Here is a 13,695-nt window from a genome sequence, read left to right as displayed (position 1 = left end):
GCGATGACACTAGGAACGACGGAGGCTGGCCGAAATCAGGGCAACCCCTTGCTCTGGTGCGCGAAGGCCCGTCGGGCGCACTATCATCCGGTGCCAGATTCTGCGACGGCAGTGAAAGCGCATCAGGGGGCCACCGGCACCATGCTGCCGGTGGTACCGGGCGTCGTCCACGGCGCCCGTCGGGTGGTGCTGTTCGGTCCGCCCGGGATCGGCAAGACCGCTGCGGCCGGTGTACTCGGGCAGCAGCTGGGCTTGCCTGTCCTAAAGCTGGCTCCGAGCCCGCAGGACGCCCGGGTCCCCTACACCGGGCTGCTCGAACTCGCACTGGCCCTCCAACCGCTGCCGGCCGCGCGGAAACTCGCGGCCGGGATCGACAAGGCCGTTGGAGTGCCGGGCTCTGCCGATCCCGCCGGGACCGCTCTACGGCTGCGCCGGTTGACCGCCACCCTGCTGCTGGACACCCCGCCTCTGACACTGGTGGTGGACAACGCCCAGTGGCTGGATACGGCCAGCGCGGCCGTCTTGCGTTGGGCTCTGCGTCTGGCTCCCGACCTTCCCGTCATAGCCGCAGAGCGAACCTGGCGCCCGGGGAGCGAAGGCCACTGGTGCGGCGAGGACCCGTGCGCGGTCCGCATCCCGGCGCTGACACCCGATCAGGTCGCGACCCTGCTGTCGCCGTACCGGCTAACCCCCCACCAGGTCACGCAGGCCCACATCCGCAGTGGAGGGAACCCGGCCCTAGCCCTCGCATTCGCCGGGGCCCGCGGCCTCACCACCGACCTGCCGGCCGCTCAGGGTCTCGTAGACGACCTGGTCCTACCGCCGGCCGCCCGCCGACTGGTGAACGGATGGCTGGGCACTGTGTCGGCCGAAGTTCAGGAACTGTTGACGGTCGCCGCACTCGACGACCGACCCGACCGCGAACTGCTGAGCCGCCTCGCCGGCCCGCCCGCCGAAAACCTCCTGGCCGAGGCCGAGGCAGCCGGACTGATCAACATCGGGCAGGTCGACGGGAAGATCCGGTTCGCCGCCGCCGCGATCGGCGCCGAACTCGCGGCCCGACCGCCAGTCGCCACACGCAGGCTCCTGCACGCCCGCCTGGCCGAAGCCAGCCGCGACAGCATCCGCCGCGACCGTCACACCACGCTGGCGGCCGACACCAACGACCCGCAGTCGGCCGACCGCGCCGACCGCGCCGCCGCCCGCGCCCGGCTGCGCGGAGAACCCGCACTAGCGGCCGAGCTCTCCCTGCTCGCCGCCGAACGCACCCCGGAAGCCGACGCCGACCTGCTCATCGAACGGGCGCTGACCGCCGTACGCGACGCCGCCCACAACGGCGACCTGCCCCGCGGCCAGGCTGCCGTCCGCCTCGTCCTGAACCACGACAGCAGCCCCGCCAACCGCGTCAACGCCCTCATCGCCCTGATCGACTCAGGCGGACAGCACCTGTACAACGGCGACAAGCTGTTCGCCGACGCACTTCACGAAGCGGCCGAACATCCGGACCTGACCGCGCAGATCCTCATCCGCCAGGCGATCTGGGCCAACGTCAACGGCGATCCCGACCGGGCATGCGCCCAGGCCGCCCGGGCCGCCAGCCTCGCCCGGAACGCTGGCGACACAGCCACCACCGCCATGGCCCTCACGATGCAGGCCCGCATCCAACGCATCCTCGGCCGCCCCCAAGCCGACACCACGCTCGGCCACGCCCTGTCCCTGCCACGCAGCCCTCACATCCCCCTCAACGCCAGACCGGAACAGCTCTCCGCCCGGCACGCCATCTTCGACGACCGTCTGAACGAAGCCCGCAGCGCACTGCTGCCCCTGCTCGTCGAAGCCGAGCGGACCGGAGACGCCGAAGGCACCGTGGATGTCCTGCGCAGCCTCGCCGAAGTTGAGATACGCGCCGGACGGTGCGGACTGGCCCTCAACTACGCCGGCCGCGCCCTGTCGCTTACCGACAGAGCCGCCTTGGACCCCGCACCGGCCTGCTACACCTCCGCCCTAGTCGAGGGCACCGCCTCGTGCACCGACTCCGCCCTCGCTCACGCACGCCGCGGGGCGGACACCTCCCGCCGAGAGGACAACAAGGTCTTCCTCTCCCGAAACCTCTTCGTCCTCGGACATCTTCTCCTGGTCACCGGGCGTCCGAAAGAAGCCCTGGAGGCGCTGGAAGAGGTCCGTGCACTTGAAAAGCACCAGCAGGTCCGCGACCCGTCCGTCCTGCGCTGGCACGCCGACCTCGCCCAATCTCTCATCTCCCTCGGCTACCTCGACCAAGCCCGCAAGCTGCTGACCGACACCCGTCGCACCGCGACTGATCTAGGTAGAAGCTGCGTCCTCCCCGCGCTCGACCGCTCCCAGGCACTCCTGGAAGCCACCCTGGGCAACTACGATGCGGCCGCCGACCGCCTCGCCGCCGCAGCCGACCGCCTCCGCCACCTACCCATCGAACGTGGTCGAACCCTGCTGGCCCTCAGTCAAACCGAACGGCGCGGACGCCGACGCGCCAGCGCCCGCACCGCGGCGCAGAGCGCCGCCGACCTCTTCAGCACGCACCAGGCACACCCCTGGATCGAAGCCGCCACCCGCACCCTCCACCAACTGGAGCCCGTCCCCGCGCACGGCAGTACGCTCCCCCGCCTCACCTCCGCCGAACAGCGCTGCGTCGAGCTCGCCGCCAGCGGAGCGAGCAACCGCGACATCGCCACCGCCCTCACCATCAGTGTCAAGACAGTCGAAGCGAACCTCACCCGTGTCTACCGGAAGCTCGGCATCCACTCCCGCATCCAACTCGCGCACCTTGCAGCCCTGACGGCAGCGCCGGCAGAAACCCTGCGTCCGGGACTGCACAAATAACGACCCTGTCTCACATTTGGTGACCATCACACCGGAGGTCCCCGACGTGTACTTCCTGTACGTCCGCAGCAGGACTACGGACGGGCTGCCCTCGGACGAGGGCTGGATTCTCCTCTGGGTGCCGCAAGCAGGCTGACGACGAAGGAAACGCCGGGCGGTGGAGCCCGGCGTCCCCTTCTGCCTCTACCGGGTCAGCGACGGCCGACCGTCAGGACCGGCTTGGGTGACCTCGGCGGCGGTCGGGCTGCTGAGCAGAACGTTTCGCCGCCGACTCTGCTGTCCTCGCCGAGAGCGCGGAGCAGCACCCTCTTGCCGATGCCTGCCGGGCCGAGCAGCAGGACGCCACCACGGTCGGCCAGAGCGAAGCGGATGCGGGTCAGCGCATTCGGCTTCGAGGGCTGCCATCCGTTCGTCACCCTGCAATCCGGTAGCCGCACGCACGTCGAGATGCACACGATTTTTGGTGATCTTGTCTTCTGTAACCTGCTGAAAGAAGATCCTCGGGCCGTGCCCGTCCGGGTCCTCGATCGCCGATCTCGTGTTTCGCTGTTCCTCCGGAACGCCGGCCCGCTCAAGGAACTCGTCCCACGCAGCCAGAGGGTCGGCGCCCTCCGGCAGCTCGACTCCAGGCGGCCCGGGATGCACGTAGCCCAGCGCGTCTCGCCAGAACGACGACAGCGCGCCCGGGTCATGGGCGTCGAAGGTGACCTGGATGTGACGGCCCATCAGTTCCAACTCCGCTCGTAGCCACGCGTGCCTGAGAAATTATCCACGCCCGTCAGGTCACGCCAACGAACCGTTTCGTACCCGAAATCGGTTCTTGGCTCATCACAATTCCCCTCGGGAACGCGCTGGAAGAACAGTCGCGGGCCAACACCCAAGGGATCGCTGCATGAAAATGCCGAACCCTGACGCTCAGGCGGCAGTGCGCGATCGAAATCGTCCCAAGTAGCAAACCCCTCCGGTGGCGGCGGCACGACGTACCCCAACACCTCGCACCAGAAACGAGCGACGCGCTCAGGTTCCGCGCAGTCGAAGGTGACTTGGATCTGCTTGACCGACGGCATCGGTCCACCATAGAGACGGGGTCATTCGTCGTCCCCACGGATTCGCCCCTGGCGCCCGGCATCGTATTGATGGCAGCCACCGCCCAGGCCCGCCCCACGCGATCGGTGGAATCGAGAAGCCATCCGGCGGCCGGCTCCCCTACGATCGCGTGATGTTCCGGCCGACGTACCCGATTCGCACCGCGCGGCTCACCTTGCGCCCGGTCACGCTGGACGACCTCGACGACGTGTACGCCTACCAGCGCCGACCCGACGTCGCCCGCTGGATGCTCGGCGCGGAACCACGCACCCGCGAGCAGTCGCGGACGTCGGTGCTCGCCATGGCGGGCGAGGACGCGCTGCGCGCGGAGGGTGACTGCCTGACCCTGGCCGTGGCCACCGACGCCGGGGTCATCGGGACCGTAGAGCTGGTCTGGCGCAGCCAACTCGACCGTACGGCCGAACTCGGATACGTCCTGCACCCCGACCGTTGGGGGCGCGGGCTGGCCACGGAGGCCGCGACCGCACTCCTGGACTGGGGGTTCGACGAGTTCGGGCTGCACCGGATCTACGCCCGGTGCCACGCCCGCAACGACGCGTCCGCCCGCCTGATGGCCCGGCTCGGCATGCGCCAGGAGGCACGCCACGTCGAGAGCTACCTGTTCCGGGGGGAGTGGGCCGACCGACTCGTCTTCGCCATCCTGGCCCACGAGTGGCGGTCACGCGCCGCGACAGCAGAGGGCTGACGTCTGTCCGGTACCGGGGCCGCCCCGCCGCTTGGGAACTGTACCGACCGGTCAGTATAGTTTCGGGGTGACCATGTCCTCCGCGCCTGTCGCCGCCCTGTCGCCGTTGCGTCGTTGGGCCGCGCTCGGCGTGCTCGCCGCCGCCGTACTGCTGCTCGCGATCGACGGCACGGTCCTCGCCCTCGCGGTGCCGTCGCTGACCGAGAGCCTGTCGCCGACCGCCGAGCAGATCATCTGGATCGGTGACGTCTACTCCCTCGCCCTGGCCGGCCTGCTCGCCCTGATGGGCAACCTCGCCGACCGGCTCGGCCGCAAGCGCATCCTGCTGGCCGGCTCGACCCTGTTCGGGCTGGCTTCGCTGCTCGCGGCGTTCGCCACCAGCGCGGAGTCGCTGATCGTGGCCCGGTTGCTGCTCGGCGTCGCCGGGGCGACGCTGATGCCGTCGACGCTCTCGCTGATCCGCAACATCTTCCCGGACGACGCGGAGCGCACCCGGGCGGTCGCCGTCTGGTCGGCCGCCTTCGGCGCCGGTTCCGCCGCCGGGCCGATGATCGGCGGCTTCCTGCTCGAACACTTCTGGTGGGGCTCGGTCTTCCTGATCAACCTGCCGGTCATGGTCGTCGTGGTGGTCTCCGGCGTCCTGCTCCTGCCCGAGTCCAAGGACCCGAACCCGGGCCGCTTCGACGCCCTCTCCGCCGTGCTGTCGATGCTCACCGTCGTACCGATCGTCTACGCCATCACCCACCTGGTGTCCTCCGGCATCAGCCCGATCATCGTGGCCTGCGTCGTGATCGGCCTGATCGCCGGCACGCTCTTCGTGCGCCGGCAGCGCCGCCTGCCCAATCCGATGCTCGACGTCGACCTGTTCCGCAGCCCCGCCTTCTCCGGCGCGGTGGCCGCCAACGTCATCTCGATCTTCGGGCTGGTCGGCCTGCTCTTCTTCTTCTCCCAGTACCTCCAGTTCGCCCGCGGCTTCTCCCCGCTGCAGGCGGGTGTCGCCGAGCTGCCCGCGACCATCGCGTCGGTCGTCGTGGTGGCCCTGGTCGGCGTCGCCGTCACCCGCCTCGGCCGGGGGCGCGCGATCGCCGTCGCCCTCGCGGTCGCCGCCGCGGGGCTGGCGCTCGTCGCGCCCGCGGCGGGCCAGGCATCGTACGTGTGGCTCGCGCTCTGCCTCGCGCCGGTCGGTCTCGGCGTCGGCCTGTCGATGACCCTGGCCGGCGACGCGATCCTGTCCGCCGCGCCGCCCCGCAAGGCGGGCTCCGTGTCGGCGGTGACCGAGACCGCCAACGAACTCGGCGTCGTGCTCGGCATCGCCGTGCTCGGCTCGCTAGTCACGGCCGTCTACCGCGCGACGCTCACCCTGCCCGAGACGCTTCCGGAGACGGTGCGGGCCCGCGCCGAGGACTCCCTCGGGTCGGCCCTCGCCGTGCTCGAACCGGGCAGCGCACCCGCACAGGCCGCACGGGACGCGTTCCTCACCGCCATGCAGACCACCTCCCTGGTCGCCGCCGGGCTCACCCTCGGCGCGGCTGCCCTCGCGTGGTGGCTGATCCCCTCGCCGCGCGGCTCCCGATAACCTGTCCCCCGCCACCACCGAGGAGGCCACCGCACATGGGACGAACCGCCGGCCGGTCACCCGGGGACACCCGGCGCGCGCTCCTCGACGCCGCCGGTGAGGCCATCCGTACGCGCGGCGTCAACGCCACCCTCGACGACATCGCCCGCCAGGCCGGCGTCTCCAAGGGCGGCCTGATCTACCACTTCGCCAGCAAGGACGAGCTGATCCTGGAACTCGCCCGGGACCTGCTGGCCGCGTACCGGGCCGAGATCGACAGCCGGCTCGACCCGACGGACCACGAGCCCGGCCGCCTCACGCGGGCCTACGTCCGGGCCTGGCTCACCCCCGCCGAGAACCAGATGTCCACCCGCCGGACCCTTGCCCTGGTCGCCCAACTGATGACCGTCCCCGCAGTCGCCGAACTGGTCGAGGCCGACACCCAGCAGCTCGTTGCCGAGCTGCGTGCCGACGGTCTCCCCATCGACGTGATGACCCTGGTGACCGCCGCAGCCGACGGCATGAGCAGCGCACCGCTCTGGGGCGGGGCCGGGCGCGGCCCCGAATTCCGACAACTGGAACGGCGGCTCATCAAGCTCACCCGCCACCCCGAACTCTGGCAACAACTCCCCTGGGGTGACGAGAGTGAAGAGCGGTAACGGATTCCGGACCACCACAGGTGCCGCGACGCCGCCCCTGGGGTCGCCCGTCGACGGCGTGCGTGGGCAGGTCCCGCTGTCAATGTAACGTTGACAGATGACACCCGAGGTGACCGAGCTGACCAATGTCGCGGTCGACCGCGCGCGGCTGGACGAACGCGAGTTGGAGCTGATCGACCGCGCGCGGCACGCGGGTGCGACCTGGGGACAGATCGCCGCCGCGCTCGGCCTCGGCAGCCGGCAGGCCGCGGAGCAACGCCGGCAACGCCTGGCAGCCGTACGACGGTCGCGGCGGCACGAACGGGACCTCGGCTATTCGACGCGGATCGCGGCGATACGGGGTGCGGTCCTCGACCTCCAGCGGTGGATCGACGCGGACCGGCGGTGGGACACCCGGTTCGGGCGTGCGGCTCTCGTGCGGAAGACCGCGGAGGCAGCCCTCGACGCCGACCCGGGCTCGCTGTACGCGTTGGCGTCGCTTCTCGCGCTCGACCTGACAGAAGCGGGACGCGAACGCTTGCCGGGGCCGGTGCAGGCTGTCGCGGCACGATTCGACGATCTACTGTCAACGAAACCTTGACAGACCGGGAACGTATTGCCTGAGCCCCGCTCAACATCAAGGATCTGAGTCGTCCCGACTCAATCTTGGAGGGCTCATGCGCCGGAACGCCGGCCTGTTCGTGGCGATCTCGCTGCTGTCCGGCTTCGGCAGCAGCGCCATGTCGCTGGTGGCCGGGATCTGGATCCTGGACCTCACCGGTTCCACCGGCCTCGCCGCCCTCGCCGGGCTCTGCGTGTACGCCCCGGTCCTCGCCGGCCCGTGGCTGGGCGGCCTGCTCGACCGGGCGTCACGGCGATCGTTGGTCATGGCGGTCAACCTCGCCCTGGCCGCAGCTCTACTCAGTCTCCTCACGGTTCGCGGACCAGGTCAGACGTGGCTCATCTTCCTGGTCTCCTGCGCGTACGGCGTCAGCTACGTGCTGATCGACGCGGGCGAGACGGCGCTGCTGCCCTCCGCGCTGTCGCCAGCGGAACTTGGAGACGTCAACGGCTGGCGTTCCAGCGCCCAGGAGGGCATGAAGCTCGTGGCGCCCCTGGCCGGCGCGGGCCTCTATGCGTGGCGCGGGGGCCACGCGGTCGTCCTGCTCAGCGCGGCGATGCCGGTTCTGGTAGCCCTCCTGTACGCGGCCGTACGGCTGAGGCAGACGCCCCCCGACCTGCCGACCGAGCGGCAACGCGGCCTGCGCGCGGGCCTCGCCGTCCTGCTCGCGCAGCGGGCCACACGCGTCACGGTCGCGCTCGCCGCCGTGTCCATCGCCATGTCCGGCTTCACGACCGCCGCCAACTACGCGATGGTCACCGGGACGCTGGGCCTACCGACGACGTTCATCGGGGTGCTGTTCAGCGCGCAGGGCGCCGGTTCCATCGTCGGCGGTCTCATCGTGGGCCGGCTCATCGCCCGATGGGGCCCGGTCACCGTGGGCGTCGCCGGCACGACGCTGTTCGCCGTCGGCTGCCTGGTGCGCTGCCTACCCTGGTGGCCCGGCACGGTGGCCGCCTCGGTGGTCGCTGGCATCGGCCTGCCCTGGGCCCTGGTCGCCGCAGTGACGGCAGTGCAGACGCACACGCCGACAGCGGTGCTCGGCCGAGTGGCCGGGACCGCGAACACCGCGATGTTCGGTCCTATCGTGCTGGCAATTCCCCTCGGCTCCGCCGCCGTCCAGCTCGGCGACCGCCCAACGCTTCTCGTGGCCGCCGCGATCTGCCTGGCTTCCGCAATCGGCGTGGCCTACCGCCCTGCGCGGCGGGAAGAGGAGCGTACGTCGGCAGCGGTGCCGTCCAGCGGCGAGACCGCCGCCGACGACGCTCGCTCTGGCGGCTGCCGCACCCAGAAGACGCCGCCCGAATCCACCGGGCTCTCGACGACCTGAACTACACCCTCATCCCCGAAGAACGCCTCCGTCAGCCGTACGACGGCTCAGGTGGCCCCGCCTCCCCTGCGATCGCCTGATGTTCCGACCGACGTGCCCGATCCGCACCGCGCGGCTCACCCTGCGCCCGGTCACGCTCGACGACCTCGACCAGGTGTACGCCTACCAGCGCCGACCCGACGTCGCCCGCTTGATGCTCGGCGCGGAGCCACGCACCCGCGAGCAGTCGCGCTCGTCGGTGCTCGCCATGACGGGCGAGGACGCGCTGCGCGCGGAGGGCGACTGACTGACCCTGGCCGTAACCACCGACGACGGGCTGGTCGGGACCGTCGAGTTGGTCTGGCGCAGCCAACTCGACCGCACGGCCGAACTCGGGTACGTCATCCACCCCGGCCATTGAGCGCAGGCTGACAACGGAAGCGTGACGGCGGTTCCCGTGTACTGGCGTCGCACTCCGACCGAGCGCACACCCTGCTTCAGGTCGCCGGTCTAGAGACTCGTTGACACCTGCCAGCCGACGATCAGCCGGGAGCACACGTCGAGGACGAACGCGGCGTACACCCAGCCCACACTGGTGCGCACAGAGGTCAGGTCCGCGACCCACAGCTGGTTCGGACCGGCCGCGGTGAAGTCACGTTTGACTAGGTCATCAGGCCTGCCGGTCTCGGCGGCCGGCCGGGGCGTGCGCGGTGACTTGTCACGAAGCAGCCCGCGCAGCCCGGACTCACGCATCAGCCGCTTCTCGTGAGTTTGGCGATGGCAAAGGTACTCCGATGCCGGGTCGAGGCACGACCCGAGGGCGTTGCGCAAGTCCGGCCTTTTGGTGTCGGTGGATCGGTGTAGCAGACGAGGCTCTCGGTCGTGGAGAATCGCCACGTGGCTGAGGGAAAGTACGGGCGGCTCAGCGTCGCCGTGCAGGTGTTGTACGACCAGTTTCGCGAACGAGGTGCATGGCCGACGTTCACACAGGTCGACCGCGTCCTTGATCGCCAGTACGGGATCGAGGATGCGCAGGCTGAGCTGGCCGCGCTTCCCGGTGAGTACCTGCCGCGCTCCTGGAGCCGGGCGATCTTTTCGGACACCGACGAGATTCGGTTGACCTTGCGCGGCGTTGCGGCCTGCACCAACAGCCAGGATGACCTGCATCTCCTGGTGTCACTTCTGCGATGGGCCGCCGAGCGGGAACAGGGCGACGAGAGTGACGGTCAGGTCGTGGTGTCGAGCGTTGAGTTCGCCGAGCATGTCGGACTTCCTCTTGACGCCGACGCGCGGGACGATGAAGGTTCGGGGTCGCCGGAGGTAGCCGATGTTCGCGCACGGATGATCCGGTTATATGTCCTTGCCCAAGCCTTGCCAACCTTCTGGAACAGCGCGGGCCAGGCATCGCAGCAGCGTTGGAGGTGGACACTTACCCTGAGCCGCGGCGTTCGCCAATTCCGCAGCCTCGCCGATGTTGATGAACTTCTTGAACGTGATCGAGAGTTCTGGCAAAAGGTCCATGAGGCACGGACGCCTGCCCCTGAGTCCTCCATGGACCTGCCGGCGCATACGGTCGGCAACGACGGGCAAGAGGACGCGACACCCCTCGATATCCTGGTCACGATCTTGCGCCCCGAAATAATCGATGCCTCCGCGAAGCAGCTACGCAGCGGCCATTTCGACGATGCGATCTTCGCCGCCTTCCGCCGGATCGAGCACGAAGTTCAGCAGCGCACCGGCCTGAACTCGATAGGGGACCGCCTTATCGCCGAGGCGTTTGGTAAAAGCCCCGGTAAGCCCCGGATCAGCATCTCCGACCGGCAACGAGATGCCGACCGGCTCGTAGAAATCTTCGGTGGCGCCGTGGGCCTACACAAAGGCGATCGGTCCCACAAGGACAAACCCGCATTACCGTGTCGATCGCGCAACGAGTGTCTTCGGTTGCTGGCACACGCCAGTGCGCTGCTTGACTTACTAGACCGAGGGGCCGAGCTTGCCCCGACCGTGGTGGGTTACCAGCAGAAGGGCGATCTACTGGAGTTGTCGGTCCAGCGGCTCGGGCCGGAAGTGCAGGTGTGGCTCGACGATCAACCATGCCGTGTCCGGGCGAGAACGCCCGCGACGTTGACGATCGATGTCGATGGCATTTCGACTGGACCGCACGACCTATACCTCGTTACGGGCACACGCCAGGGTCCTGCGGTGCCGGTCTTCGTCTCGCACGAACTAGGCAGCGACAACTGGCATCGCGTGGACGAGGTCGGGATCGGACTGTTCCGTGACGAGTCCGGCGCCCGTCATTCAGATATCTACGGAGTGCGCCTGCACAGCTTCGAGAAGGGCCTTCACCTTCACCGGATCTTTCCGACCGACGAGCTCTACCGGGTCGGTGACTACATTCGCTGGCCGTCGGGCGGCAGATTCATCGGAGCGGTGTGGGCCTACCAAGAAGGATCGACGCAACTGACCAAGATCCACGATGGGGCGACGTTGTTCAATGGAGCAGTCATCGGCCCCGGTCAGCCCGAACGGACTTACAGACTCTCGCTGGAGCCGCCAGTGGTGCGACTTCGACGTGATGAGAAAGCGCCCCTACGCGCCCTACGCCACGTCACCGACGGTGTAGCGAGCTGGACCGAGCCGCTAGACAGCCTGGGCATTGTGTCAGACGACGAGCGCGTGGCCCACTACAAAGGAGGCGTCGTTACCGCCAAATACGATGGGATAACGACACTACGGCTTCACCACGATGGGCTGTACTGCGCCGCCTCGATCCAAGTCGGCGCTCATCTCAGCGGCGCGATAGCCGAGGTGCTAACAGGGCTGCCTCCAGTGGCCGGCATCGCCTGCATTGGCGACAAGCTCGTAGTCAGCACACGTCAAGGCACCCTCTGGGTCGTCGAGCACGGCAAGTACGAGATCCTGACCTCCGTACCCCTCCTGCCTCCCGTCTACGGCGGCACAGACACGATCGCCGCCGCGCCGAACGGCGACCTGTCCATACGAATGCTCGACCGGCGCGGCATTCTTCTTATGCGTGCGGGCGAGCGATACCGGCGCAGCCGCCTGATAGAACTTCCTGAGGCCCACCTGATCAGCTCCATGTGTTGGATGGGAACCACGCTGTTCGTCGGCACTCAGACCGGCGAAGTGTGGCAAGTCGCCGCCGACAGTAAGCAGACAAAATTGGCGGAGGTAGGCGGTTTCGTGGTCGCGCTCGCCGCAGACGATGAACGTGTCTATGTCGCCGCCGGCACGCCCCGTCGGCTGCTGAGCTTCCCTCTCGACGCGCCAGAGCAGGTGGAGGACGTCAGCCCTTCACCCGCATCGCTCGATATCACCGACATCATCATGAGCGACCAGACACTCTTTCTCACTGACTTCCACAAAGGACGCGTACTTGCCCTCCGCGACTCCCAGACACGCGAAGTTGCCACGGGCCTCGACAACCCCGGAAGCCTCGCCTGCTCAAACGATGGCACGGTGTACGTTGCGGAGTTCGGCCGGGGAGCCGTAACCCGCATCCTGCCCTGATGCCCACTGCAGAGGTCGAGTCATGGCCGAGCGGCCGTAAGTGATTGCGCGTATGTGTCGGTGGCCGAGTCCGCGCGCAGGTGTGACCACCGATGCCAACAGCCCGGCCATAGTCGCCGCCGGCTGCTCCCCGGACTCTCCGTCTGCAGGCAAGGGCGGCAACCTCCCTTTCAAGAATCTGCCTCCGCTGCCTGCCATCGCGCCTATCTCAGGGGAAGGACGGCAACGGTACGCCACTCGTACATCTGGTGGTCGCGGTGCATCTCGATCAGGTCAACCTGCCTGATAGCGACGTGAGTAGGCTGAATCTCCGTACGGCTCGTGGCCTCAATGTAGGGCCGTGCAGGTCCGCCAGCGGTGAGGTAGGCGACGCTCACGTGCGGACGAAACCGGTCCGGGTCCTCACTAACCTCGTCGGAGCCCAAGACCCGGCCGATCGCCTGCCGGGTTAGGTGGCGTAGCTCGTGGATTCGCTCGGCGGGCTCGGCTGGCATCACGATCGCCTCGTCGGCCACGACGATTGGTCCGAACTCGACTTGGAACGCTGAAACGGTTGCCAGCAGTGAGCGCGCTTCGTCGGCGATATCCTGGACAACGTCCAGGGCGAGTTCATCGGCGAAGCCAACGCCCTGCATGGTGAGGTGCAACCATCGATCCGGGATCAGGGTGAGGCTCGGCATCCCTGCCAGAGCTGTTCGGTAGGCCGTCGCGGTATCGCAGACTTGGCGCTGGTTCTCGAAGGTGATGTGGAAGGCGTAAAAGCGCCTGCCGACGCGCCACCCTGGACGCCACCACCAATGGTTGCGGACTTCGTCTGCGTGCTGGCCCGGGGCAAGGTCAACAAGCGACATCCGGCCTCCTCAGACTTCGGACGGAGCATCGGGCTGAGCCGGCTCTGCCTCTATGGGGTAGTCGTCGATGACGACGATCCGGTCTGCGGGCCAGACAGACTCCGACACCTCCAGGACTGTTCCGTCATCGGCCCTGGCGACGTGGATCACCTGCATGACGGGGGCGCCGGTCGGCAGTTCCAGTGCGGCCGCTTCCTCTGCCGTGGGTAGGCGAGAGAACCAGTGATCGCGGGCCGTTGCGTAGCGCTTGCCGCTGAGTTCCTCAATGCAGAGAAAGAGAGCTTTGGGCACCACCCTGGGCTCTTCCAAGTACGTCCCGTCAGCAAGATCGATCGGGATGTAGCTCACGCCGATCTCTTCGGGCTTACCGGTCTTCTCGTCATGGAGGTGCCGCCGTCGAACTACGACGTCGGTTCCAGCCGGTACGCCCATCGCGGCAGGGGTCTGCTGCACCGGTAGGTGACAGTTGCAGTCACGCGGCCTGACTGGCCGGTGGGGTCATGATGGTCTCGTACTCGATAGGGGTCAACCGGGA

The 13,695-nt window shown here is 68.4% G+C and carries 12 protein-coding genes and 1 pseudogene; 8 read left to right on the top strand and 5 right to left on the bottom strand.

The annotated features are described in order from the left end of the window. The first annotated feature begins 90 nt into the window (after positions 1 to 90). On the top strand, positions 91 to 2,859 hold the full coding sequence (locus tag ABT023_RS24365; RefSeq protein ID WP_350888714.1) for a helix-turn-helix transcriptional regulator: 2,769 nt from the start codon (positions 91 to 93) through the stop codon (positions 2,857 to 2,859). 183 nt (positions 2,860 to 3,042) lie between these two features. Here ABT023_RS24365 and ABT023_RS24360 read toward each other — a convergent pair whose 3' ends face one another. Both ABT023_RS24360 and ABT023_RS24355 read right to left on the bottom strand, forming a co-directional pair. After that, on the bottom strand, positions 3,043 to 3,585 hold the full coding sequence (locus ABT023_RS24360; protein WP_350888736.1) for a VOC family protein: 543 nt from the start codon (positions 3,583 to 3,585) through the stop codon (positions 3,043 to 3,045). A 92-nt stretch (positions 3,586 to 3,677) separates the two neighbouring features. Next, positions 3,678 to 3,926, bottom strand: a pseudogene (locus tag ABT023_RS24355) (VOC family protein); the annotation flags it as partial. Between the two features lie 152 nt (positions 3,927 to 4,078). Between ABT023_RS24355 and ABT023_RS24350 the strand changes: the two are divergent. From ABT023_RS24350 to ABT023_RS24325, 6 genes are all read left to right on the top strand, one after another. Further along, positions 4,079 to 4,651 carry a GNAT family N-acetyltransferase gene (locus tag ABT023_RS24350; protein WP_350888713.1) on the top strand — a complete coding sequence of 191 codons (573 nt, stop codon included), beginning with the start codon at positions 4,079 to 4,081 and terminating at the stop codon, positions 4,649 to 4,651. Positions 4,652 to 4,724: 73 nt separating this feature from the next. Then, a complete protein-coding gene (locus ABT023_RS24345; RefSeq protein ID WP_350888735.1) occupies positions 4,725 to 6,227 on the top strand; it encodes an MFS transporter in 1,503 nt (500 codons plus the stop codon). Between the two features lie 35 nt (positions 6,228 to 6,262). Further along, positions 6,263 to 6,865: a TetR/AcrR family transcriptional regulator gene (locus tag ABT023_RS24340; protein ID WP_350888712.1), complete on the top strand. Its 603-nt coding sequence runs from the start codon at positions 6,263 to 6,265 to the stop codon at positions 6,863 to 6,865. A 97-nt stretch (positions 6,866 to 6,962) separates the two neighbouring features. After that, positions 6,963 to 7,445 (top strand): hypothetical protein, encoded by a 483-nt coding sequence (locus ABT023_RS24335; RefSeq protein WP_350888711.1) that lies wholly within the window; start codon positions 6,963 to 6,965, stop codon positions 7,443 to 7,445. Between the two features lie 76 nt (positions 7,446 to 7,521). Then, positions 7,522 to 8,796, top strand: coding sequence for an MFS transporter (locus ABT023_RS24330; RefSeq protein WP_350888710.1), 1,275 nt, complete (start codon positions 7,522 to 7,524; stop codon positions 8,794 to 8,796). Between the two features lie 79 nt (positions 8,797 to 8,875). Further along, positions 8,876 to 9,082, top strand: a complete 207-nt coding sequence (locus ABT023_RS24325) for a GNAT family N-acetyltransferase (protein WP_350888709.1) — start codon at positions 8,876 to 8,878, stop codon at positions 9,080 to 9,082. A 203-nt stretch (positions 9,083 to 9,285) separates the two neighbouring features. On the opposite strand, the gene ABT023_RS24320 is transcribed toward ABT023_RS24325, so the two are convergent. Next, positions 9,286 to 9,528 carry a DDE-type integrase/transposase/recombinase gene (locus tag ABT023_RS24320; RefSeq protein WP_350888708.1) on the bottom strand — a complete coding sequence of 81 codons (243 nt, stop codon included), beginning with the start codon at positions 9,526 to 9,528 and terminating at the stop codon, positions 9,286 to 9,288. 144 nt (positions 9,529 to 9,672) lie between these two features. On the opposite strand from ABT023_RS24320, the gene ABT023_RS24315 reads away from it, so the two are divergent. After that, a complete protein-coding gene (locus ABT023_RS24315; RefSeq protein WP_350888707.1) occupies positions 9,673 to 12,309 on the top strand; it encodes a TIGR02391 family protein in 2,637 nt (878 codons plus the stop codon). 203 nt (positions 12,310 to 12,512) lie between these two features. Here ABT023_RS24315 and ABT023_RS24310 read toward each other — a convergent pair whose 3' ends face one another. Together ABT023_RS24310 and ABT023_RS24305 are read right to left on the bottom strand one after the other, a co-directional pair. Beyond that, on the bottom strand, positions 12,513 to 13,160 hold the full coding sequence (locus ABT023_RS24310) for a 2'-5' RNA ligase family protein (RefSeq protein ID WP_350888706.1): 648 nt from the start codon (positions 13,158 to 13,160) through the stop codon (positions 12,513 to 12,515). A 9-nt stretch (positions 13,161 to 13,169) separates the two neighbouring features. Then, a complete protein-coding gene (locus ABT023_RS24305) occupies positions 13,170 to 13,613 on the bottom strand; it encodes a UTRA domain-containing protein (RefSeq protein ID WP_350888705.1) in 444 nt (147 codons plus the stop codon). Between the last annotated feature and the right edge of the window lie 82 nt (positions 13,614 to 13,695).

It is taken from the genome of Micromonospora sp. NPDC002296, assembly GCF_040296145.1.
In the GTDB taxonomy this organism is placed as follows: Bacteria; Actinomycetota; Actinomycetes; order Mycobacteriales; family Micromonosporaceae; genus Micromonospora.
Note: the sequence above shows the minus strand (reverse complement) of the source record. Positions and strands in the feature narration are given on the sequence as shown.

Bases quoted from the DNA above. Each gene is read 5' to 3' on its own strand.
- ABT023_RS24335 (WP_350888711.1), top strand. From the start codon at position 6,963: ATGACACCCGAGGTGACCGAGCTGACCAATGTCGCGGTCGACCGCGCG.
- ABT023_RS24330 (WP_350888710.1), top strand. From the start codon at position 7,522: ATGCGCCGGAACGCCGGCCTGTTCGTGGCGATCTCGCTGCTGTCCGGC.
- ABT023_RS24350 (WP_350888713.1), top strand. From the start codon at position 4,079: ATGTTCCGGCCGACGTACCCGATTCGCACCGCGCGGCTCACCTTGCGC.
- ABT023_RS24345 (WP_350888735.1), top strand. From the start codon at position 4,725: ATGTCCTCCGCGCCTGTCGCCGCCCTGTCGCCGTTGCGTCGTTGGGCC.
- ABT023_RS24325 (WP_350888709.1), top strand. From the start codon at position 8,876: ATGTTCCGACCGACGTGCCCGATCCGCACCGCGCGGCTCACCCTGCGC.
- ABT023_RS24320 (WP_350888708.1), bottom strand. From the start codon at position 9,528: ATGCGTGAGTCCGGGCTGCGCGGGCTGCTTCGTGACAAGTCACCGCGC.
- ABT023_RS24340 (WP_350888712.1), top strand. From the start codon at position 6,263: ATGGGACGAACCGCCGGCCGGTCACCCGGGGACACCCGGCGCGCGCTC.
- ABT023_RS24310 (WP_350888706.1), bottom strand. From the start codon at position 13,160: ATGTCGCTTGTTGACCTTGCCCCGGGCCAGCACGCAGACGAAGTCCGC.
- ABT023_RS24360 (WP_350888736.1), bottom strand. From the start codon at position 3,585: ATGGGCCGTCACATCCAGGTCACCTTCGACGCCCATGACCCGGGCGCG.